20 protein-coding genes and 1 tRNA gene are annotated in these 21,989 nt (G+C 66.6%); 8 read left to right on the top strand and 13 right to left on the bottom strand.

Annotated features, from left to right (window positions below):
• Positions 1-374 precede the first annotated feature (374 nt).
• Entirely contained in the window at positions 375-554 is a 180-nt protein-coding gene (locus F6X53_RS34070) for a ribosome modulation factor (protein ID WP_425324704.1), read from the top strand.
• A gap of 387 nt (positions 555-941) precedes the next feature.
• Here the strand turns inward: F6X53_RS34070 and F6X53_RS26625 are convergent, their stop codons facing one another.
• Positions 942-2,567: a Tle-like phospholipase domain-containing protein gene (locus F6X53_RS26625; protein WP_151004049.1), complete on the bottom strand. Its 1,626-nt coding sequence runs from the start codon at positions 2,565-2,567 to the stop codon at positions 942-944.
• A gap of 259 nt (positions 2,568-2,826) precedes the next feature.
• On the bottom strand, positions 2,827-3,099 hold the full coding sequence (locus F6X53_RS26620) for a DUF6894 family protein (protein ID WP_306426614.1): 273 nt from the start codon (positions 3,097-3,099) through the stop codon (positions 2,827-2,829).
• A gap of 354 nt (positions 3,100-3,453) precedes the next feature.
• On the opposite strand from F6X53_RS26620, the gene F6X53_RS34065 reads away from it, so the two are divergent.
• Positions 3,454-4,170 (top strand): response regulator transcription factor, encoded by a 717-nt coding sequence (locus tag F6X53_RS34065; RefSeq protein WP_151004047.1) that lies wholly within the window; start codon positions 3,454-3,456, stop codon positions 4,168-4,170.
• A 64-nt stretch (positions 4,171-4,234) separates the two neighbouring features.
• Here the strand turns inward: F6X53_RS34065 and F6X53_RS26610 are convergent, their stop codons facing one another.
• The 3 genes from F6X53_RS26610 to F6X53_RS26600 all read right to left on the bottom strand — a co-directional run bounded on the left by F6X53_RS26610 (position 4,235) and on the right by F6X53_RS26600 (position 5,801).
• Positions 4,235-4,450: a DUF6894 family protein gene (locus F6X53_RS26610; protein ID WP_151004045.1), complete on the bottom strand. Its 216-nt coding sequence runs from the start codon at positions 4,448-4,450 to the stop codon at positions 4,235-4,237.
• 151 nt (positions 4,451-4,601) lie between these two features.
• Positions 4,602-5,615, bottom strand: coding sequence for a site-specific integrase (locus F6X53_RS26605; protein WP_151004043.1), 1,014 nt, complete (start codon positions 5,613-5,615; stop codon positions 4,602-4,604).
• A 110-nt stretch (positions 5,616-5,725) separates the two neighbouring features.
• A tRNA-Ala gene (locus tag F6X53_RS26600) sits at positions 5,726-5,801 on the bottom strand.
• A gap of 116 nt (positions 5,802-5,917) precedes the next feature.
• Here F6X53_RS26600 and F6X53_RS26595 point away from each other — a divergent pair.
• Both F6X53_RS26595 and F6X53_RS26590 read left to right on the top strand, forming a co-directional pair.
• Positions 5,918-6,220, top strand: coding sequence for a YggT family protein (locus tag F6X53_RS26595; protein WP_151004041.1), 303 nt, complete (start codon positions 5,918-5,920; stop codon positions 6,218-6,220).
• A 79-nt stretch (positions 6,221-6,299) separates the two neighbouring features.
• The gene (locus tag F6X53_RS26590; protein WP_151004039.1) at positions 6,300-7,343 is read left to right on the top strand and encodes a MaoC family dehydratase; all 1,044 of its coding nucleotides are present in this window, start codon (positions 6,300-6,302) and stop codon (positions 7,341-7,343) included.
• 27 nt (positions 7,344-7,370) lie between these two features.
• On the opposite strand, the gene F6X53_RS26585 is transcribed toward F6X53_RS26590, so the two are convergent.
• Together F6X53_RS26585 and F6X53_RS26580 are read right to left on the bottom strand one after the other, a co-directional pair.
• Positions 7,371-8,174, bottom strand: coding sequence for a TSUP family transporter (locus tag F6X53_RS26585; protein WP_151004037.1), 804 nt, complete (start codon positions 8,172-8,174; stop codon positions 7,371-7,373).
• A gap of 516 nt (positions 8,175-8,690) precedes the next feature.
• Positions 8,691-9,260: a L,D-transpeptidase gene (locus F6X53_RS26580; protein ID WP_151004035.1), complete on the bottom strand. Its 570-nt coding sequence runs from the start codon at positions 9,258-9,260 to the stop codon at positions 8,691-8,693.
• A 465-nt stretch (positions 9,261-9,725) separates the two neighbouring features.
• On the opposite strand from F6X53_RS26580, the gene F6X53_RS26575 reads away from it, so the two are divergent.
• The 3 genes from F6X53_RS26575 (at position 9,726) to F6X53_RS26565 (ending at position 14,888) form a co-directional block, all read left to right on the top strand.
• On the top strand, positions 9,726-10,034 hold the full coding sequence (locus tag F6X53_RS26575) for a hypothetical protein (RefSeq protein WP_151004033.1): 309 nt from the start codon (positions 9,726-9,728) through the stop codon (positions 10,032-10,034).
• 345 nt (positions 10,035-10,379) lie between these two features.
• Positions 10,380-11,642, top strand: a complete 1,263-nt coding sequence (locus F6X53_RS26570) for an efflux RND transporter periplasmic adaptor subunit (protein ID WP_373875955.1) — start codon at positions 10,380-10,382, stop codon at positions 11,640-11,642.
• Between the two features lie 72 nt (positions 11,643-11,714).
• On the top strand, positions 11,715-14,888 hold the full coding sequence (locus tag F6X53_RS26565) for a multidrug efflux RND transporter permease subunit (RefSeq protein ID WP_151004029.1): 3,174 nt from the start codon (positions 11,715-11,717) through the stop codon (positions 14,886-14,888).
• Between the two features lie 2 nt (positions 14,889-14,890).
• On the opposite strand, the gene F6X53_RS26560 is transcribed toward F6X53_RS26565, so the two are convergent.
• The 4 genes from F6X53_RS26560 to F6X53_RS26545 all read right to left on the bottom strand — a co-directional run bounded on the left by F6X53_RS26560 (position 14,891) and on the right by F6X53_RS26545 (position 18,852).
• Complete coding sequence (locus F6X53_RS26560; protein WP_151004027.1) at positions 14,891-16,129, bottom strand: cytochrome P450; 1,239 nt, start codon at positions 16,127-16,129, stop codon at positions 14,891-14,893.
• A 46-nt stretch (positions 16,130-16,175) separates the two neighbouring features.
• Positions 16,176-17,456: an NAD(P)/FAD-dependent oxidoreductase gene (locus F6X53_RS26555; protein ID WP_151004025.1), complete on the bottom strand. Its 1,281-nt coding sequence runs from the start codon at positions 17,454-17,456 to the stop codon at positions 16,176-16,178.
• Positions 17,453-17,701: a ferredoxin gene (locus tag F6X53_RS26550; protein WP_151004024.1), complete on the bottom strand. Its 249-nt coding sequence runs from the start codon at positions 17,699-17,701 to the stop codon at positions 17,453-17,455. The genes F6X53_RS26555 and F6X53_RS26550 overlap by 4 nt, the downstream gene beginning before the upstream one ends.
• Before the next feature lie 302 nt (positions 17,702-18,003).
• A complete protein-coding gene (locus tag F6X53_RS26545) occupies positions 18,004-18,852 on the bottom strand; it encodes a Crp/Fnr family transcriptional regulator (RefSeq protein WP_191971017.1) in 849 nt (282 codons plus the stop codon).
• A 481-nt stretch (positions 18,853-19,333) separates the two neighbouring features.
• Between F6X53_RS26545 and F6X53_RS26540 the strand changes: the two genes are divergently transcribed.
• A complete protein-coding gene (locus F6X53_RS26540; RefSeq protein ID WP_151004019.1) occupies positions 19,334-19,954 on the top strand; it encodes a hypothetical protein in 621 nt (206 codons plus the stop codon).
• A 41-nt stretch (positions 19,955-19,995) separates the two neighbouring features.
• Here F6X53_RS26540 and nrfD read toward each other — a convergent pair whose 3' ends face one another.
• Positions 19,996-21,072, bottom strand: a complete 1,077-nt coding sequence (gene nrfD / locus F6X53_RS26535) for an NrfD/PsrC family molybdoenzyme membrane anchor subunit (RefSeq protein ID WP_238296042.1) — start codon at positions 21,070-21,072, stop codon at positions 19,996-19,998.
• Positions 21,069-21,983, bottom strand: a complete 915-nt coding sequence (locus tag F6X53_RS26530) for a 4Fe-4S dicluster domain-containing protein (RefSeq protein WP_151004017.1) — start codon at positions 21,981-21,983, stop codon at positions 21,069-21,071. The genes nrfD and F6X53_RS26530 overlap by 4 nt, the downstream gene beginning before the upstream one ends.
• Between the last annotated feature and the right edge of the window lie 6 nt (positions 21,984-21,989).

Below are 21,989 nucleotides of genomic sequence, written 5' to 3'. Positions count from 1 at the left end.
TCCAGTTCATTTAGGATGGTTCAATGATGCTTGGTTCATTTTGAATGGTCAAGAGGGCTTAATTGCACCGGTCAAACGATGGTTCGCCAGGGGTATACCCAAAGTGAACCGACGTGAGCGCATGGATGCGTAGTGATCAACGGTTCCTGCGAGCCCGGGGCCAGCTAAGCTGATTGGGCTTCCTTTGGGTGGGGTCCTGAAGGGCCGCCGGTGGCGTGGTCCTCACCTATCATTCCCTGCGATCACGCCACCGCTCTCACGGGAGACGTCCCCTTGGCAGGTCTGAAGGAGGAGATCGGTTTGAGGCCGCACCGTGCCACTGCGCTCTGACGATCCACGGTAGGCTGATAGCCTGACTGTGAGAGGACGCAGTGATGAGCGTCGAGAGCCCAACTGCTTTCCAAGAGGGTGTCCAGGCTGCCGCTAAAGAGAGCCCAATAGAGGATTGCCCCTATCACGCCGGAACGATCTCGCATCTGATGTGGGTCATGGGATGGCGAGAAGCCGTTTGGTCGGACCACTACCTTGAGCCGAAAGCCTTGCTGTGGTGCTGACAGTCGCCTCAGCCCCCAAAGAGAAGCCCCACCGCTGATCGGCAGGGCGCAAGGTTGAGGTGGGAGAGCGCCTAGTCTCCTCCTCGGTGCTGACCTCGGCAAGCCTCTGAGCGAGGCCGTACTTGCTGCCCACCGGATGATGGTTGGATCGTCGTAGTGGGGCCTGCCTCTTGGTCAACCTGAGGCTAGCCCTCGGGCCTAACAAGGGTGCCCACCCTCCCGCTGGACCGATTGGAAGGACCGGAGGCCGGGCATGGGGGGAACTTGGGCAAACGGGGTGAACGGATAGGGTCTCAGATTTTTGCAGCGAAATAAGGGGGGCAGTTCGGAGGGCAGACATTGCGTCTAACGTCTTCGCCTTGCCCTGCCCTCAGCGCACCTCCAGGTTTACCCAAGGTGGCCATCAGCGAACGAGCTTCGACCCTCAAGGGCTCCAGATTGGAGGTAGTGCATCAAGGGATCAATGCCGGCAGCCTTCACATCGGAGTAGGCAGCCTCATAATCCGTGGTGTCGAAGTTCGCCGACGGGTCGCGGCCCTCCTTCCAGCCATTTTTATCATAGTGCTGTAGAGGATTGACCCCGGCTGCCGCCACGTCGCTGTAGGCCGTCAGATACGCCTTCGTGTCGAACACGGCATTTGGGTTGCGTCCCTCATGCCAGCCAAACTGATTGAAATGTTGCAGAGCGTAGGAGTAGCTATCGCCGCCCGCAGTAAGCGCAGCCTTTGCTACATCTGAGTTCGACAGAAGGTAAAACTCAGCATCGAATCCGCGAGCCTGCCCAATGTCTGACGGTCGTCCGATGGCTGTAAAAGCCTCGCGGCCTTCTCCACGCCCAAACGCCAGGTAGTGGGTCAAAGGATCGACAGCCGCCGCCTTCACGTCTGGATTGTGAGCAACGTAGAGTTCGAGATCGAATCCGCTCGAAGGATCACGCGCCTCCTTCCAACCAGATTGATCAAAGTGATTCAGAGGGTTGAGGCCTGCCTTTGCGACATCAGAGTTTGCAGCCAGATACCCAGTCGTAGAGAAGAATGCGTCCGGGTTTCGACCTTCTTTCCAGCCGAATTGATTGTAGTGCGCTTCAGCATCTAGCTCAGCGCCGAGGACATCAGAATTTGTGATTTGGTAGTATGCGTCACTGACGAGGACGTTTTTGTCAGCAATGTCATCATAGAGCAATCGGATCTGGTTAACACTCAGAGAAGTGGTCAATGGCCCAGGTGGCGAGTTCACGTTTAGATTGAGGTCACCCCCGTAGGTAGTCAATGGATGATATACGAGGGCCAAGGTTCCAAGAGCCACTAGCGCAGTTGCCTTATCGGCTGGGTTGCTTGAGCCGTAGAGGTCACCTGCCGCTTCAAGAGCAATTCGGGCAAGCGGATCTCCGATGTACGTAGGGCTACCGTAGCGGCTGATACCAGGATTAAAGAGGAAAGCTCCCTCATAGTTCTCTGGAGTTGCACTGTAATTTGCGACTGGATCGCCATACTCGACGTAGTTCTGCAACTCGTTCGTTGTCGGAATGCGTGCAGTTGACGGAATTGATTCTGGAGGCAGACCTGGAGCAGCGAAGGTCACACCATCAAGGGTATACCAAGCTGAGGCATAGGCTGCCTCGCCAGCACCAAGAGAGTGCCCGGTGATTGAAATGTTGTTCCGCGAGATATGTTGTGCATCTGTGAGGGAGAGGACTTGCTGGGTAAAGTCGAAGGCATCTCGCAGGGCTTGGGGGACAACGCCGCGATACAAGTATAAATCGGCCTCAATCTGAGCAAGGAGAAACAGAGGGCGCTGGTTATATCCTGCGGTGTCGGTCCCCTCAAATCCAATGATGACTTGTGGGTTTGCCTCATTGGTTAGCAGGGCCGTGCCGTGGAACCCGCTTCCCTTCAGCCCTGAGTCCGCAAGGATGCTGAAGCCGTCCGGTGGGGTCGCAGGGTCCAAGACTGTCGGATAGCCATACATCCAACGGGAGACATCGTAGTACTCTTGGAGCACAGAGGCGGCCATCAAATACCCTCCCATGAACGGCACCGATTCGGCCGAACATCCAGGCTAACAGGAAGCGGCCCGCCACGTCCCTATCTTATGAATAGTGCTGCTGTTGATTTGCGCTCGCCGTTTCGCCGTCGATATGGATGGTCTCCGTGGGCAGCGGTTTTGCTGACAGAGAAGGACTAAGGCTCCATGAAGGAGTTTTTGTAGGCGCTGCAGGTGCGTTCAACATAGGGCAGGAAGCCAAGATCAGGTCGCAGCGCGTGACTGAACGTCACCAGATCGAGAAGGCTTTTTGCACAACCCCCTTGTCGTCACGAATGGCCAGCTTCCAGCCGTCGCCGAACTCGTCCAGTTCTCCACTTGCACGCATCTCACGCAGAGCCGCGAGTGCCTCTACGATGGCTTCGTTGAGATCCTTCGCAACGATACCTTCTTGGTCGATGATGACCGTCCGGCTGCCCCTCAGGTCAAAATAGAAATTACTTGCCAACTCGCACCCCTTGGTGACCGCTGCGGCAAGCAAAAGCTGAAAGATAAGTCGCAATCTGGTTGCCTGGGAAGCTCGATTTATTTCATAAACGGAGACGGTGCATTCGATCGACAGTGTTGCGCAACCCTACCAGAAGCGTGTTCATTTCACACGATACGTAAGAAGGTGTAAGACCGTCCCAACTTGTGCCAGTACGCACTTTGTACTGAGTTCGGTGGTTTGGCTCCAAGCAGGGCAGCTGGAACCACTCTGGACTCGGACATTGGGAGTTCCGTACGATTAAAACCAGTTAAGTCATTGAGTGAAATTTATACCAAACGTTAACATTTCCCCTTTTCCACACTCATCAAATGGTGCCATGTTCGGAAACAAGGGATTAACCAAGACTCATCGAGAAGGGGCGGTGACATGCTTGACGGGTATGGGATCGAGACGGCACTCATTGTATCGAGTGGGTTAGTGCGTGAGGGCTTAGCTGCAGTCCTGAAGCAAACAAGATTCACGATCGTCTCAGCAACGGGATACGTCGATTGCACTAGCGAATTAAGCTGCAGCACTCAAGGTGTCAGGCTGATTATCGCGTCCATTGAGTCGCTGGAACAAGGACATATGCTTCTAGGGCTGACGCAGTCTAATCCGGATTTCAAGCTTGTGCTCCTTCTCAGACCAGGATCGGGCGATTTGTTGCCGCATAGGTTGCCTGAGATTGCGTCAGGCATTCTTGACATCAACGTGAGTGGCGAGGTGCTAGTGAGTGCTCTTGACCTCGTATTAGCCGGTCTGAGCATTCGGATGCCGCGTCTTGCCGACGCTAGCGTGGGATACGAGACACCTAGTTATCAGACCGGGTCACCCTGTCAGTCAAAGCATGAGATGACCGGTCTTTCAGCGCAGAGCTTGTCGCCTCGCGAGAAAGATGTCCTCAGAGCGCTTTCGGTCGGCGCCTCCAACAAGCTGATCGCTCGCGACTATGAGCTGGCTGAGGCGACTGTAAAAATTCACGTCAAGAACGTGCTTCGGAAGCTCAAAGCTCAGAATAGGACACAGGCGGCCATCTGGGCTAGGGAGAACGGTTTTTGCGCTCGGGTCCCTACGTCTTCGCAAGCTCCTACTATGGCAAGCTGACTCGAATAGAAGACGTCTAATTGTTATAAGGGTGGTTCGTCCGGCAGGACATTGACTCTTTCTGCTAGATCACAAATTCCTGCCTAATAATACCGGCCTCATCTCTGATGATCATGCGCCAGCCATTTCCCAGCCGATCAAGCTCCCCACTCTGACTCATCTCCTTCATGGCGAGTAGGGCCTGCGATATTGCTTGATCTAAGTTGAGGGTTTCGACTCCTTCATCGTCGCTTAAGGTGCGGTAGCCATCCGTAAGATCGAAGTAGAAGCGCTTCGTCACACGGCTCTCCTCACCAATACCTTGCGGTAAGCATCCGAGAGTACGAGGCTAACACGGTGCCGTATCGTACGCTACCACCTTCGAACTGCGGCTGGTATAGCTTCAAGACACTAAGATGGACCAACCCTGCCCAGCCGCAGTCCAACAAAGGTCAGCCTGAGTTAGCCTCTCCCGCTGTAGCCCTGGCCAGCTTCTCTGCCACTGCCTCCGGCCTCAGGTGGGTGTACCTCATGAGCATCCTGGTATCCCTGTGGCCACTCATCAGCGCCACCTCAGGGACGCTCAGGCCTGCCTCGAAGAACCTGCTGACAGCCTCGTGTCTGAGATCGTGGAAGCGGAGCCCCTGGACCCCTGCCCTCTCCCTGAGCCGTTCCCAGGCGAGCCTCACGGCATTGCCGCTGACTTTGGGGAAGACGCGGGGATCAGTCCGAGGAAGAGCCTTCAGGACCTCCATGGCCTTGGGGGTAAGCGCCACCGTTCTGGCGTGACCGTTCTTGGTCATCGGGAGGTGAGCCGTGCGACGCTCAAGGCTGACATTCGGCCATACCAGGGACAGCAACTCACCTCGCCTCATCCCGGTCTCGATCGCTAGCTCGATCAGCGGCCTCAGGTACCAAGCGTGGGCTGACCCGATGGCAGCACGGAGCTTCTGGCCCGTATCGTCTTCAAGCCTCCGGTCACAAGCCCGGGATGGCTCCGGGAGGGTGACACCTTGAACCGGGTTGGAGGATAGCGGTGTCCCCCACTCCTTCCTTGCCACCTCGAAGCAGTGCTGGAGGATGGCTAGCTCTCGCCTGACCGTACCTCCTTGCACAATCGCCAATCGGTCATCACGGTACCGGGCCACGGCAACCGAGGTTAGCTTGGCAAGGGTGAGGCTGGAGAGCTGATGGGCCCGGATCACCTTGAGCTTGTAACGCTCCCGGTCTGCCCCCCGCTTCTTGGCTGTAATCTCCGCCTCATAACGTACCAGGAGGTGACCCACAGTGACGCTCTGAAGATCCTTGATGGTCGCCGGAAGCTCCTGCCTGTCGATGGAGCGCTCCTTCTCCCTGGCCCATAGGACCGCGTCAGCCTTGATGGTGAAGCTTTTAGAAATCGGTGGCGAGCCTTGGCGGCGCACTTGGGCCTGCCAGGATGAACCTCGCTTACGGATCGTAGCCATACCTCGTTCCCCGTCATCCGGTGTGACACCAGCGTGACAGGTCGATTTTCAAGGCTATCGAGGATCAGCCACTTTCGGGCCTAACCCCTTCACCAAGCTTGAGGAAAGCCTGGTGGAGCTGAGGGGATTCGAACCCCTGACCTCCGCAGTGCGATTGCGGCGCTCTCCCATCTGAGCTACAGCCCCGTCGAGGCGCCGGCCTTGTAGGCTTAGGCCCCTCAGCCTGTCAATTCCCGAATCCCGTTGCCGACGCGCGCTTGCGCGGATCCGGCCGCGGGCCGACGAGGACATCAGATCCGCGCATGAACGCCCTCATCTGGCTCTTCGATACCGTTGTTCAGCTCTTCATCTACGTCCTCATCGCCAGTGCGGTCCTGAGCTGGCTCGTCGCCTTCAACGTGGTGAACGTGCGCAACCCCATCGTCGCCCAGATCGGCGAGGTGCTCTACCGGATCACGGAGCCGGTGCTGCGCCCGATCCGCAACCTGCTGCCGAATCTCGGCGGCGTCGACATCTCGCCGATCATCCTGATCCTGCTGTTGCTCTTCGTGAGCCGGCTGCTGCACGAATTCGTCCCGGCCCAGACCTACGTCTACACCCGCTGAGGTTTCGGCCGCGCCCGACGGTCGGCACGCTCCGGACCTCCGAGCTACAAGACATCGAAGAACGAGACGACCCGCGCCCATGAAGACCAATCCCGGCCGCTTCTTCGAGGATTTCCGCCTCGGCGAGACCATCCGTCATGCCACCCCCCGCACGGTCACGACCGGCGACGTGGCGCTCTACACCGCGCTCTACGGTCCGCGCTTTGCCGTGCAATCCTCCGATGCCTTCGCGCGGGCCATCGGCTACCCGCAGAGCCCGCTCGACGACCTGCTCACCTTCCACGTCGTCTTCGGCAAGACCGTCCCGGACATCTCCCTGAACGCGCTCGCCAATCTCGGCTATGCCGAGGGCGGCTTCCGGCGCCCCGTCTATCCGGGCGAGACCCTCTCGACCGTCTCCGAGGTGATCGGCCTGAAGGAGAGCTCCAACCGCCAGACCGGCGTCGTCTACGTGCGCTCGGTGGGCTCCGACGCCAAGGGCGAGACCGTGCTGAGCTATTGCCGCTGGGTTCTCGTGCGCAAGCGCGATCCCGAGGCCAAGATCGAGCAGGAGCACGTGCCGAGCCTCGCCAAGGTGGTCAACCCCGCCGACCTCGCGGGCGCCCTGCCCCGCCTCGACGCCTCCGCCTACGATCTCGACCTCGCCGGAAGCCCGCACCGGTTCGGCGATTATCAGGTCGGCGAGCGCATCGACCATGTCGACGGCATGACCGTGGAGGAGGCCGAGCACCAGATCGCGACCCGCCTGTTCCAGAACACCGCCAAGGTGCATTTCGACGCCTTCGCCACCAAGGAGACGCGCTTCGGCCGCCGCCTGATCTATGGCGGACACGTGATCTCGCTGGCGCGCTGCCTGAGCTTCAACGGGCTCGCCAACGCCTTCTCGATCGCCGGCATCAATGCCGGGCGCCATGTCGGCCCGCTCTTTGCCGGCGACACGGTCTATGCCTGGAGCGAGGTGCTGGAGACCGCCGATGCGGGTCGCGACGATGTCGGCCTGTTGCGGCTGCGCACCGTGGCGACCAAGAACCAGCCCTGCGGACGCTTCCCCGACAAGCAGGGCGAGGGCTACGACCCCGCCGTGATCCTCGATCTCGACTACTGGGCCTTCATGCCGAAGTGAGGCGGAGCGGCGTCCTGGCGAGCGGGCTCAGCCGGCCGCGAGGAGCCCGAGCACGGCCTGCCGCAGGGGATTGGCCGGGTCCGACAGGAGCCGCAGCGCCATCGCGCACGCGATGGTGACGAGGAGCGGCCGGATCAGGCGGGCCCCGAGGCGCATGGCCAGGACCGAGCCGAGCTGCGCCCCCAGAAACGCGCCGAGCGCCATCGTGAGTCCGATCGGCCAGATCACGTGGCCGGAAGCCGCGAACAAGGCGAGGCTGCCGAGATTGCTCGCGGCGTTCGCGAGCTTGGTGTGGGCTGTCGCCCGCACCACGCCGAGCCCCAGGAGGGTGACGAAGCCCACCATGTAGAACGCCCCGGCGCCGGGCCCGAACACGCCGTCATAGAAGCCGATCGCGGGCGCGACCGCGAGGGCGAACAGGCCCGGGCTCATGCGGGCGGCGGCGTCCTCGCTGCTCATGCGCTTGGCGGTAGCGAAGTAGAGGGCGATCCCCACGAGCAGGAGCGGGACCCCCGCATCGAGTACGGCGCGCGGCAGCAGGCTGACGCAGAGCGCACCCAGGATCGAGGCGAGCCCCGCCGCGAGGGCGATCGGCAAGGCCTCCGGCCAGCGGATCAGTCCGCGCCGGGCGAAGGCGTAGGTGGCCGAGCAGGCGCCCGCGCTGCCTTGCAGCTTGTTCGTCGCGATGGCGCTGACGGGGTCGAGACCCGCCAGGATCAGGGACGGCATCGTGATGAGTCCGCCGCCGCCCGCGATGGCATCGACGCATCCCGCCGCGACCGCGACCCCGAACAGGGTGACGATCAGGCTGACATCGACACCGAAGATCACGCGACCCTCGCCGAAGATTCCGCGTACAGGGCCCGACCTGCTCGGAACAGGCTGCCCCAGCCCTCACGGCGGGCGCCGCCGATTCGCCCTCCGGCCGTTTGCGGGCCAAGAAGGGCATGGGCCAGGGCATGGGCCAGGGCATGGACCGGGGCATGAGCCGGAACACGAGCCATGACGAAGATGGGCCGATGCGGGCCGAGGATCGGCGTCTCGATCAGGTGGCAGGAGAGCATCACGGACAGGAGGTTAGGATGGCGCGCAGCCCTGCCGCGTCGGATCCCGGATGGTAGGCCGGCGCCGAGAATCGATTCCGGCAGCGGCCAGCCGTGGAAGCTGCTCCCGTAGGCGCAATCGACACGCTTGGCCAGGGCCGGCACGCGCCGGCCTGTCCCTCGGGTGAGGGCGTGGCGAGTTCGCCCGCGAACGCTCGTCCGCTCGAAGGGCGCCTCCCGCGGTCGCTTCCTCGCCGCGTTCCCGCGCGCCCTGCCTGCCGGAGGGGCGCGACGGGGACCGGCGTCAGTTGCGGACGATCACGACCGTGCCGACGCGAACCCGGTCGTAGAGATCGACCACGTCCTTGTTCGTCATGCGGATGCAGCCCGACGAGACCGCCGCCCCCATGGTCTCGGGCTCGTTCGAACCGTGGATGCGGTAGAGCGAGGAGCCGAGATACATGGCGCGGGCGCCCAGCGGGTTGTCCTGTCCGCCCGCCATGTAGCGCGGCAGGTCCGGACGGCGGGCGAGCATCTGCGCCGGCGGGCGCCAGGCCGGCCATTCCTTCTTCATGGTCACGGTCTTCTGGCCCGACCAGGAGAAACCCTGCCGGCCGACGCCGACGCCGTAGCGGATCGCCTCGCCGCGCCCGAGCACGTAATAGAGCCGGCGCTGGCTCGTGGAGACCACGATGGTGCCGGCCTTCTCCGAACCTTTCCAGGCCACCGTCTCGCGCGGGATCGCCTGGGTCCGGAAGATGTTCATGAAGTCGGCGAGCGGACCGCTGTCGAAGGGATTTGCGGCTTGCGCGGTGCCGACGGTCAGGGTGAAAGCCGCGAAGGCGGCAGCCGCGAGGGAGCGACGCCTCGTCATGGATCGTATCCTCCAGGGGCATCGGGCGAGGGCTCCGACCTGCGGCGGAATGGGTCCGCGGAGGCCTCTGGGGAGCGCTGTCCGACGCGTTCGGTTGAGGCTTGGCGGGGACGTCCCGGTGGGTCAACCCGCCCCGGACGGTCCGGCCGATCCTGTGGGAAATGCGCAACTCTCCCTTGACTCGACCTCGCCGGTACAATCTCGGCAGCGCAGCGGTAAAGGGATCGACGCCGAAAAATGGTGTGCCTGCGGGAGCTTGCGTTGGAAATGGTTCCGTACCCTGCTGGGCGAAAGCCGATGTCAGGTTGTCGCAGGTGATTGCGGTGAGTGTCGCACTGCACCTAATGTCGCCTCGTGATCGCCCCTCTCGCCACAGACAGGCCGCGCCTTCGAGCGGCCGTTCGACGCTCGCCCGAGCCCGTTCGCTCGAGCCGCGTCGGCATTCTGGCCAGCGTTCTCGCCCTGTTGCTCCTCGTGCTCGCCGGCCTGCCCGACGACCGCTTCGCGGATCTGATGCCGCGTCGGGCCGAGCCCGGCATCACGAATCGGGCCGTCGCCAAGTCGGCTCCGGTGATCCTGCTGGGCGGCCGGCACGCCGCCCTCACGACCTCCGTCGAGGCCGACGACCCGCCGGCCGACGACCGACGTCTCGTGCCCGATCCGCCGCGCTTCCACCGCCTGCCCGTCCTGTCCGGTTTCCCCCCGGAGGCCGGGATGGTGCTGTCCTTCGCCGGTGTGCGCCTGCTCGAGCGACCCCCGAAATCCGTCGGCTGACCAGCCGCAGGCCGTGCCGTCCCGGTGATTCTCACGCGGACGTGAGGCTTGCGGTGGCGAAAAACGTGTCTGCGTCGCGGGATCACGCTGCCTTTCCCCGTTAGGATCGGTCGCGGAACGCCATGCCGCCCGGAGCGGCCGTTCCTCGCAACGTGAGGCGCCAGCACGCGTCGCCGTCGCCCCGCCGATCCGCGATTGGTGGGTCCCGGCCCTGCATGTGCCGCGCGATTGCGCCTGGATGGACGGGCCGACCCGTTCACCGAGAGCCACGAATTCCGCCCGGGACGCCCGCAAACGGGGACCGGTCGTCCACACCGATCCGTGTGTCGCAGGAGCGAATTCATCGTGACGTCATCCAGCCACCCCGTCCGCTGGCCCAGGGCCGCGCTCACCTGGCCGGTCTCGCTGACCGCCGGTGCCGTGCTGGTCGCCCTCTCGGCCTGCAATCAGAAGCAGCAGGCTGCGGCGCCGGTGCCTGCGCCGCCGCCGGAGGTGAGCGTGGTGACCGTGGCGCCGCAGCCGATCCCGTATGTCCGGGATCTACCCGGGCGCGTCGCGCCGATGCGCATCGCCGAGGTGCGCTCCCGGGTTTCCGGCCTGGTGGTGAAGCGGCTGTTCGAGCAGGGCAGCCAGGTCAAGGAAGGCGACATCCTCTACAAGATCGACACGGCGCCCTACGAGGTCGAGCTTGCCAGCGCCGAGGCGGCGCTGGCGCGCCAGGAAGCCGCCCTCGTGCTGGCCAACCAGCAGGCCGACCGCCTGGAGACGCTGCTCACCAAGCAGACCGCGAGCCAGGCTCAGTACGACACGGCCTATGCGGGCAAGAAGCAGGCGGAGGCCGAGGTGGCCGGCGCCAAGGCGACCCGCGACCGGGCCAAGCTGAACCTCGGCTGGACCGACGTCCGGGCGCCGATCTCCGGCCGCATCGGCCGGGCGCTCCTCACGGAGGGCACCCTGATCGAGTCGGGCACCACGGGGGTGCTCGCCACGATCCAGCAGCTCGACCCGATCTACGTCGACATCACCCAATCGGTCGGCGAGCTGAACAAGTTGCGCCGGGATCTCGCCAGCGGCGAGCTCTCCCGGCTCGAGAACGACACCGCCAACGTCCACCTGATCATGGATGACGGCGCGCTCTACCCGCTCGCCGGCCGCCTCCTGTTCTCGGACGTCACCGCCGACCCGAGCACCGGCCAGGTGACCTTGCGCGTCCAGTTCCCGAACCCGCATGACGAGCTCTTTCCCGGCATGTACGTGCGGGCGCGCATCAAGCAGGGCATCGACTCGGATGCCATTGCGGTGCCGCAGCAGGCGATCCAGCGCACGAACGACGGCAAGTCCGAGGTCTGGGTCGTGAAGGCGGACGACAAGGTCATGCTCCAGCCCGTCGAGGTCGGCCCGGTGGTCGGCCAGAACTGGCTGATCCGCGACGGATTGAAGCCCGGCGAGCGCGTCGTGGTGGAGGGCTTCCAGAAGATCTCCGCGGGGATGCAGGTCAAGCCGCTCGATCTCAGCCCGCCGGCCGATCAGGCCGAGCTGAAGCCGCGCGACGCCGAGGCCGAGGCCGAGGCGGAGGCGGCGAAGCAGGCCGCCGCGAAGGTCCGCTAACCCGAATTCAAGAACCCGCCGCGCATCGAGCGCGCGGCGCCTTCAGCGCTCCGAGGTCACAAGAACTCCCGCATGGCTCGCTTCTTCATCGACCGGCCGATCTTCGCCTGGGTCGTCGCCCTGTTCATCTGCCTCGGCGGCGCGCTCGCGATCCCGCAACTGCCCGTCGCGCAGTACCCGATCATCGCGCCCCCCTCGATCGCGCTCTCGACCGCCTATCCGGGCGCCTCCGTGGAGAATCTCTACACGGGCACGACGCGCCTCATCGAGGACGAGCTGAACGGGGCCGCCAACATCCAGAGCTTCGAATCGGCGAGCGACTCCTTCGGCGTCGTCGAGATCACCGCGAGCTTCCAGCCCGGCACCGATCCGGGCTACGCGGGCGTCGAGGTGCAGAACCGCCTCAAGCGCGTCGAGGCGCGGCTTCCGGCCGAGGTGCGCCAGCAGGGCATCCTGGTGGAGGAAGCCTCCGCGGCGACGCTCAACATCATCACCCTCGTGTCGACCGACGGCACGATGGACGAGGTCGGCCTCGGCGACTTCCTGATCCGCAACGTCATCAACGAGATCCGGCGCATCCCGGGCGTCGGGCGCGCGACGCTCTACTCGACCGAGCGCAGCCTTCGCGTCTGGATCGATCCCGACAAGCTGCGCGGGCTCTCGCTGAACGCCTCCGACGTGACGAAGGCGATCCAGCGGCAGAACGTGCAGATCGCCTCGGGCGCGGTCGGTGCGCAGCCGAGCCCGTCGAGCAACCCGGTGAACTTCCCCATCATCGTCAAGGGCCAGATGACCGCCCCCGAGGCCTTCGGGGCGATCGTGCTGCGGGCCAATCCCGATGGCTCGAACGTGCGCGTCCGCGACATCGCCCGGATCGAGCTCGGCGGCGAGGATTACAAGTTCACCACGCGCCTCAACGGCGGCGAGGCGGCGGGCATCTCCGTGACGCTCGCCCCCGACGGGAACGCGCTGCAGACCGCCAAGGCCATCCGGGCCAAGATGGAGGAGCTGTCCCAGTTCTTCCCCGACAACCTGAAATGGGACATCCCCTACGACATCACGCCGGCGGTCGAGGCCTCGATCGAGAAGGTGCTCCACACCCTCGTTGAGGCGGTGGTGCTCGTCTTCCTGGTGATGTTCCTGTTCCTGCAGAACATCCGCTACACCCTGATCCCGACGATCGTGGTGCCGATCGCCCTGATGGGCACCGTCACGGTGATGCTGCTCTCGGGCTTCTCCGTGAACGTGCTGACGATGTTCGGCATGGTGCTGGCCATCGGCATCCTCGTCGACGACGCCATCGTGGTGGTCGAGAACGTCGAGCGCATCATGAACGAGGAGGGCCTCTCCCCGAAGGAGGCCACCAAGAAGGCCATGGGCCAGATCACCGGCGCCATCATCGGCATCACGCTGGTGCTCATCGCGGTGTTCATCCCGATGGCGTTCTTCCCGGGCTCGGTCGGCATCATCTATCGCCAGTTCTCGATCGCGATGGTGACCTCGATCGCCTTCTCGGCCTTCCTGGCGCTGTCGCTGACGCCCGCGCTCTGCGCCACGTTGCTGAAGCCGGTCGAGAAGGGCCATGCCCACGCCAAGGGCGGCGTCTTCGGCTGGTTCAACCGCTTCGTCGATCGCGAGACCGCCCGCTACGGACGCGGCGTCTCCCGGCTCATCGCGAAGTCCGGACGCGTGATGCTGGTCTACCTCGTCCTCGTCATCGGCGTGGCCTACGCCTTCGTGCGGATGCCGGAGGGCTTCCTGCCGGTGGAGGACCAGGGCTTCTTCACCGTCGACGTGCAGACGCCGCCGGGCTCCTCGTTCAACCGGACGCTCGCGGCCGTGAAGAAACTCGAGGATCACCTCCTGGCGCAGCCGGGTGTCGGCACCGTGACCATCGTCAACGGCTTCTCGTTCTCGGGCCAGGGCCAGATGACCTCGCAGGCCTTCGTGACGCTCAAGCCCTGGAGCGAGCGCGATGCGGAGAACTCGGCGGCCAAGCTCGTGGCCGGCACCAACAAGGCGCTGGCCGGCTACCGCGACGCCACCTTCGACGCGCAGGAGCCGCCGCCGGTGGACAATCTCGGCAACGCGGCCGGCTTCAGCTTCCGCCTGCAGGACCGGGCCCAGAAGGGCTATTCCGCCCTGCTCGCCGCCCAGGAGCAGCTGCTCTCGCTCGCCAAGCGCAGCCCGATCCTGCAGAAGGTGAAGATCGAGGGATTGCCCCCGGCGCCGGAGGCCGAACTCGTGATCGACCGCGAGAAGGCCGCCGCCCTCGGGGTCAGCTTCGAGGACATCAACGAGACCATCCAGGTCAATCTCGGGTCGATCTACACCAACGACTTCCCCAACCGGGGCAAGATGCAGCGCGTGATCGTGCAATCCGAGCAGCTGCAGCGCCTGAAGACGGCCGACATCCTGAATTACGGCGTGAAGAACGCGCAGGGCACGATGGTGCCGATGTCGTCCTTCGCCGACCTCAAATGGAGCGTCGGGCCGACCCAGATCGTCGGCTTCAACGGCTACCAGTCGGTGCGCGTCACGGGCGAGCCGAATCCCGGCTACACGTCGGGCGACGCGATCGCCGAGATGGAGCGGCTGATGACGCAGCTGCCGAAGGGTTTCGGCTACACCTGGACCGGCCAGTCGCTGCAGGAGAAGCAGGCCGGGAGCCAGGCCTCCCTGCTGCTGGCCCTCTCGGTCCTGATCGTGTTCCTGTGCCTCGCTGCGCTCTACGAGAGCTGGTCGATCCCGTTCTCGGTGCTGCTCGTGATTCCCCTCGGCGTCATCGGCTCCGTGGCGGCCGTGTATCTCCGGGGGATGCCCAACGACGTCTACTTCAAGATCGGCCTGATCACGATCATCGGCCTCTCGGCCAAGAACGCCATCCTGATCGTGGAATTCGCCAAGGACCTGTGGAAGCCCGGGACCTCGATCATCGACGCGACGGTGCAGGCCGCGACCCTGCGCTTCCGCCCGATCGTGATGACGTCCCTCGCCTTCATCTTCGGCGTGGTGCCCCTGGCGATCGCCTCGGGCGCGGCCTCGAAGAGCCAGCAGGCGATCGGCACCGGCGTGATGGGCGGCATGATCTCCGCCACCGTCCTGGCGGTGTTCTTCGTGCCGGTGTTCTTCGTCGTCGTGATGCGCGTGTTCAAGCGCAAGGCGGTCGAGGCTGGGCTGAACGGCGAGGCGGAGCCGGGTGCGGTCCAGGTGGCCCGGGACCACCACGGCGTGCCGGCCGAGTAGGCTCAGGCGATCCCGTCGATGGCGAGCCGCAGATGTTGCGGCCCGCGCAGGGCGGCGCCCGGCCGGTAGGGCGGGGTGCCGGCGAGCCGCGGGTTCCGCAGCCGCCCCGCGAGCGCCGCGAGGGCGGCCTCGGTCTCGAACCGGGCGAGCGGCGCCCCGACGCAGTAATGCAGGCTGCCGCCGAACCCGAAATGGCGGTTGTCGTGCCGGTCCGGATCGAAGCGGTCCGGTTCGGCATAGGCCTCCGGGTCGCGTCCGGCGGCGGCGAAGAGCAGCACGACCGGCGCCCCCTCCGGGATGGTGATCCCGTCGATCTCGATCTCGGCGAGCGCCTTGCGGGTCCGGAACTGGACCGGCGGGTCGAAGCGCTGCACCTCCTCCAGGACGCGGGGCGCCCAGCCCGGCTCCGCCCGCAGCCGCTCCAGCGCCTCCGGGTGGCGCATCAGCGTCAGCACGCTGTTGGCGATCAGGTTCACGGTCGTCTCATGCCCGGCCACCAGCATCAGGATCGAGGTCGCGATGAGGTCGTACTGGCCCATCCGGCCGATCCCCGGCGCCGATTCATTGGCGAGGCCGGAGAGCATGTCGTCCACCGGGTGGCGGCGCTTCTCCGCGATGAGCTCGGCCATGTAGGCGGAGATCGCGTCGAAGCAGCGGCTGTTCTTGGCGCGGACCGCGTCGTCGTCGAGGCTGTCGGGCTCGAGGGCGGTGGCGAGCTGCGTCGCCCAGCCATGGAACTTCGGCTCGTCCTCCCGGGGCACGCCGAACAGCTCGCAGATCACCGTCACGGGGAGCGGGTAGGCGAGATCGTCCACGATATCGATCTCCCGCGCCCCGCATTTCTCGTTCAGGAGATCGGCCACCAGGCGATCGGAGCGCTTGCGCATGGCCTGCACGCGCTCGCGGGTGAACTGGTGCATCACGGAGGCGCGCAGGGCGTCGTGGTCCGGGGGATCGCGAAAGATGAAGGGCCGGTGCGTGTCCGTGATGTGCTCGCGGATCGGCTTCACCACCCAGTCGGTGAACGGGTTTCCGGTGAGCGGGCGCTTGGCGGGCGGCAGGGTCTCCGAGCTGATCCGGGGATCGGAGATGAGGCTCGCGACGGCCGCGTGGGTGGCGGCCACGTAGGTTCCGTCATGCTGGCGCGAGACCGGGTTCGCGCGCAGGCGGGCGAAGATCGGGTAGGGATCGGCCCGGTTCTTCGGGTCCTTGACCTGATCGAGGAGCGTTGCGTCGGCCATCTTGGTCCTTGGGGCGCGCGGGATCAGCGAAGTGCGGGGTCGGAGCTCAGGGAAAGCCCGGCGGAAGCACCGCGAGATCCGCGGGCTGGTCGGTGGCGCCGCGGATCGGCGGGAACGGCGCGCGCGCCGCGACCTGCGCGGCGTAGGCGGGAAGCCAGCGGGCGCAATCGATCGACAGGGCCGCGATGCAGCGCCCGGCGCGGCCATAGACCGCCAGGAAGCGCCCCTCCTTCGGGGATCCCTGCGCGATCACGAATCCATCCGCGCCCTCGGTCAGGCCCACCGACTTGATGTTGATCCCGTGCTGCGTCGACCAGAAGGTCGGGACCGCGGCGTAGGGCCGGTCGGGCCTCCGGCCGGCGAGGAGGCGCCCGGCATGCTCGGCCTGCGCGACGGCATGCCCCCAATGCTCCAGGGCGACGCGGCGCCCGTCGTAGAGGGGATGCGGGAAGCGCGCCACGTCGCCGGCCGCGGCGATCCGCGTGTCGGCCCGGCCCTCACTGTCGAGGGCATGGCCGTCCGCATCGCAATCGAGGCCGCCCGCATCGGCGCCGAGGCCAGAATCCGCGAGCCATTCGGTGTTGCGCACGGCGCCGAGCGCGACGACGACCAGATCGGTCTCGACGTGCCCGCCACCCGCGAGATGGGCACGGACGACGCGGCCCCGGCCGTCATCCTCCAGCCACTCGACCTCGGTGCCGCAGCGCATCTCGACGCCGCGCGCGGCGTGCATCGCACCGATCACGTCGCCGAGATGCGTACCGAGGACCCGCGCCAGCGGCGTCGCGGAGGGCTCGACCAGGGTGACGGGGATACCGAGCGCGGCGCAAGCCGAGGCCATCTCGCAGCCGATGAAGCCGCCCCCGATGACGAGGACGCGCCGCTGACCAGCCGCGAGCGCCCCGCGCAAGGCCGCCGCATCCTCGCGGCTGCGGAGCGTGTGGACCCCCGCGAGCCGCCCCTCATGCGGGTTCGGCCAGGCGCGCGCCCGGGTGCCCGTGGCGATCAGCAACCGATCGTAGGGCAGGCTCGATCCGTCGGCGAGGTGGACCCGGGCGTTCTTCCGGTCCAGCCCGGTCGCGGCCGTGCCGAGGCGCCACTCCGCCTCGAGCGGCACGAGGCTCGGCAGGGTGGTGGCGTCCGCCGCGACCGCTCCGGTGAGAACGTGCTTGGAAAGCGGCGGCCGGTCGTAGGGGCGGTGCGCCTCGGCGCCCACGAGGGTGAGGGACCCGGTGAACCCGGCCCTGCGCATAGCCTCCGCCCCCCGCAGCCCCGCGAGCCCCGATCCCACCACGACGGCGCGGTCGGGCGATGCGGCGGCGCTCACAGGAGCCCCTGCCCCGGAACCTCGACGCGGATCGCCTGGACCGGGCAGGAGATGCGGGCCCGCTCGATCTCGGCGCGCATCCCGGCGGGCGGCGCAGGGTCGTAAAACAAGGCTTCGCGGCCCTCGATCGCGAAATGCGCGGGCGCCGCGTAGCAGCACTGGGCGTAGGCCTGGCAGCGATTGAGATCGACCAAGACCCGGAGCGGGGAAGGGTCGGGGGTGGCTTGGCTGTCAGGATCGGGCATGGATGCGGAAAGCCGAACCAGCCTCGGCGGTTCCACCCATCCTTCCCGAGAGGCCGCGGTTCTCGATCGGCGTTGGGGCCGCGCCCGGGTCAGGCCGGGTATGGACTGGCTCGCGGACGACGCCGCCCGGTGCCGTCGGAGACCCGGCAGGCGCGCCCGGCCTGGCTCTGGATCCCGTGCCGCCAAGGATCGTGCGGCAAACGGAACCGCGCCGGGCGTCGCGAGCGCCCGGCGCGGTTCAGATCAGGTTCGCGATCGCCCCGGTGGGACCGGAGCGGGGGTTGTCCCGCCCCCGCTCGGCCTCAGCAGGGCGTGCAGGAGGGAGCCGCGGCCCGTTCGAGGCTGCCATCGAGGCTCAGCACGCGACGATTATGCGCGATGGCGCCGCAGCAATCGCAAGCGGCGTTCTGCAGCCGCGTCCGGTCGAGGAGATCGACCCGGCCGCGCGTCGAGCGGATCAGCCGCTCGCCCTCGATGATGTGGAGGGCGACCGTCACGCTCGCCCGGCGCACACCGAGCATCTGCGCGATATGGTCGTGGGTGAACGGGAGCGTGTCGCTCTCGAGGCGCTGGTGAGCCTGGAGCAGCCACCGGCACAGGCGCTTCTCCAGAGAGTGGCGGCTGTTGCAGGCCGCGATCTGATAGGCCTCCTCCAGGCCCATGCGCACGTAGCGCAGGAGCAGGGCCCGGGCCGGCGGGCACGTCTCCATCAGGCGCCGAATCGCGGCCGCGGAGACCCGGTAGGCCGGCGCGCCGACCTGGACGACGGCCCGGTGGGAGGCCGGATCGGTCCCGAGGAGCGCCGACGCGCCCACGAGATCGTGACGGCCGACCATCGCCACCTCGACCTCGGCATTCGCGGCCGGGCCGCTGCGCACGAGGACGGAGACGAGGCCTCCGGTCGGGAAGGTGACGTAGGCGGGGCTCGTCCCCGTCTGCACCAGCGCCTCGCCGGCCGTCATCGTCACGGCCTCGAGTTCCTCGACCCAGTTCTGGGGCGCGCCGCGCAAGAGGGCATCCAGGAGGCCGTTGCTCCCGGGTGGAGGCCGATGCGCGACGCCCTGCACGTCCCGCGGAGCGACCAATGCGGCACCGTTCAGGAGCGTGGCGCTCACCTCCGGGATGCACAACCTGATGTTGGTCTCGTTCATCTCACTGTGACTCCCGTCCCCACAGGCACGCATAGGATGCCCGCAAGCATCCGCAGAGTACGCGTGGCAATCGGTCTGAGCCCCTGCAGTTCAGCTTGCGCAGCCTACGGGTGCCTGCCGATCTCCCTGCTCTTCCTCAGTGTGCGATTTCGGCGCAGGTTGGGCGCTACGCCAATAACATATGATGGTACTAATGATTCAAGCTTGATTTCTAGTACTTTTTCAGGGGTGAACGTTTGCCGATGTACATCCAGGGTTTGGCGCGATAACGGTCCAATCGGCCGATCTCTGGCGATGATTCCACCCAAGGCTGCATTTTCGGCAACCGTCCTTCCGGAGATTTCTAGACGCCCGAACCCCGCTCGGTTACGCTTCTGCGCACGCAGCCGCGGTCCCGACGAGATCGTCGTCGGGGTTGCCTGCCATCCCGAGGGCCGTGCCATCCGGGAATTGCCCTGCACCGAGGAGCCGGGAGAGCGTCATGCTGATCGGAGCGCGTTGCGGCCTCGGCGCCGCCCTGGTGCTGAGCCTTGCCCTCGGCGCGCCGGCAAGCCGCGCACAGGACCCGACCCCGCCCGAATCCGCCCCCCAGGCCGCGCGCCCCTGGACCGATCCCCCGGTCCGCGGCAGCACGAATCCCGTGGAGCGGGCCCCCGCCGGCCGGGCCGCCGAGGCCGCTGCCGAGAAATCCGCCGCCCGGGCCGAGGCTCCGCGACGGATTCGGGCCGCCCGCCGGGCGAATCGCCGGACCGTCACGGCCGAGGCCCGCCCGCGCCCCCGCGTGGCACGCCGCGAGGCGAGGCGCGCCCGCGTTGCGACCCTGCACCCGACCCGGGTCCGGCCCCTCGCGGTGCCGCGCTTCGGTCCCTATGCGGTCACGCCCCTGCCCGGCCGCTACGCCACGCCGTATCCGGGTGCCTACCCGGTCGGTCGCGTCGCTCCCCCGGTCTATGGCTACACGCTCAGCGACGACCGCGCGCGGCGGATCGAGGCGGCGCAGCGGGCCGGCTACATCGTGGTCCATAGCCGTTCGGTCCAGTTCCCGGATGGGCGGACGCTTCGCACCTACCGGCCCTACGAGGAGCCGGACGAGGAGGATTGAGCCGGCCGGGCGGGTCCCGCACCCGCCCGGAGGCGCGAGTCTCAGCCGCGCCCGATCGTCGGCCGGTCCCGCGCCGGGTCAGCCTCGGGCAGGTTGTCGGGCTGCATGAAGCGGAAGCTGATGTCGGGCCGGCGGGCCGAGGTCTCGCCGGCCTTGATCATCGAGATGCGCAGGAGAGCGCCGCCTGCCAGCACCGCGAGCGCCGCGAGGGCGCCCTGGCCGCGGGTGGGCCGATGCCCGGCGAGGCGCGACGCGGCGTAGAGGCCGAGGGGCAAGGCTGCGCCGAGCCCCGTCGCCAGAACCTTCTCCACCATCCCGGCGGGGCCCGACAGAGCCGGTGCGACGCCGGTGCGCCGATAGATCAAAGCCGAGACCGCGTCGGCGGTCAGATCGACCGCGAGTGCGGCGGCGGCCAGCGTTTCGAGGCGCCGCGTCAGGCCCCCGTCGCGCTCGCCGAGCCAGAGGGCCGCGGCTCCGCTGGCGATGGCCGAGGAGCCGAATCGCACCGCCAGCGCCCGCGGGGCCGCGGCCCAGAGAGGGGTCGAGGTCGCGGCGAAGAGCGCCGCCGTGTAGGTCGCGAGGCCCGCCCCCGCGAGCGCCGCGGGCAGGCTCGCCGCGCGGGCGATGCCCCGCGCGGGCCCGACGCCGCGATCGGCCGCGAATTGAGCCGCCGCGCAGAGGCTCGCGGCGCCCGAGAAGCTCATGAGAATCCAGGTGCCGATCGACATGGGCGAGGTGCCCTTGGCGACCCGGAACATGTTGTAGAAGCGCTCCGGCGTGTGCAGGTCGTAGGCGAGGAGGGCCGAGCCGAGCGTCGGCGCCAGCATCGCGGTGTAGCGGCCCCGGCGCACCAGCGCCTCGGCCCGCCGCCCCATCGAGAGATCCGCGACCGTCGCGATCAGCGCGCTCGCCCCCGACAATCCTGCCAGGAAGACGTAGCCGCCGACGACGTTCGCCTCGAAGGGCGCGGGCTTCAGCGCTTGCCGTCCGTAATAGGTCGGGCCGCGCCAGACCGCGTCGGTGCCGGCCGGGCGCGGCATGTCGCGCTCGGCCGCGGAATCCGGACGGTCCGGCGGATCGACCGGCCCGCGCTCGAGCACTGTGTAGGAGGCGGTCACGGACGGCGCTCCGATTCGGCGAACAGGAAGGCGGCGGCCAGCGTCAGGCCCGCCACCGTCGCGAGGCCCGAGAACAGGCTCGGCGCAACCCGGCGCGAGGGCCGCGTCGGCGCGGAGGGCAGGTTGTAGACCTCGGGCCGGTCCGTGAGCAGGAAGAAGGCGTTGAGGTGGCTCATGCCCCCCGTCGCGCCGGGCGCGCCCGGCGTCCCGTAGAGATAGGCCGACGGAACGCCCCGCGCGTGCAGATCCTCGACCCGTCGTGCCGCCCGCTCCTGCAGGTCGGAGAGTTCGCCGAACTGGATCGAGTCGGTCGGGCAGGATTTGGCGCAGGCCGGCTCCAGGCCGCCCTTCAGGCGATCATAGCAGAGGGTGCATTTGTGGGCCTTGCCGTCGAGCTTGCTCACCTCGACCACCCCGAACGGGCAGGCCGGGACGCAGTAGCCGCAGCCGTTGCAGATGTCCTGCTGCACCACGACGGTGTCGAACTCGGTCTTGAACAGCGCGCCCGTCGGGCAGGCTTCCATGCAGGGCGCGTGGTGGCAATGCTTGCAGACGTCGCTCATCATCAGCCAGCCGCTCTGGAACGGCTGCTCGACCCCATCCCGGATGCCGCCGGCACCGGACTTCTCCACGAAGGCGACATGGCGCCAGGTGTTGGCCGAGAGGGCGCCCGTGTTGTCGAAGCTCTGGCCGGTCATGCCGAGATTGTCGGCCGGCAGGTTGTTCCACTCCTTGCAGGCGACCTCGCAGGCCTTGCAGCCGATGCAGACGGTGGTGTCGGTGAAGAACCCGTAGGATCGACCGGCCTCGATCTTCACGCCCGCCGTCAGTTCGGACTCGTCCGGAATCAGGCGGTCCAGGTTCGACTGATGATGCTCCGCCGCGCGGGGATGCATGTGCAGGATATTCATCGCGCC

This window comes from Methylobacterium soli (assembly GCF_008806385.1).
Classification (GTDB): Bacteria; Pseudomonadota; Alphaproteobacteria; order Rhizobiales; family Beijerinckiaceae; genus Methylobacterium; species Methylobacterium soli.
Note: the sequence above shows the minus strand (reverse complement) of the source record. Positions and strands in the feature narration are given on the sequence as shown.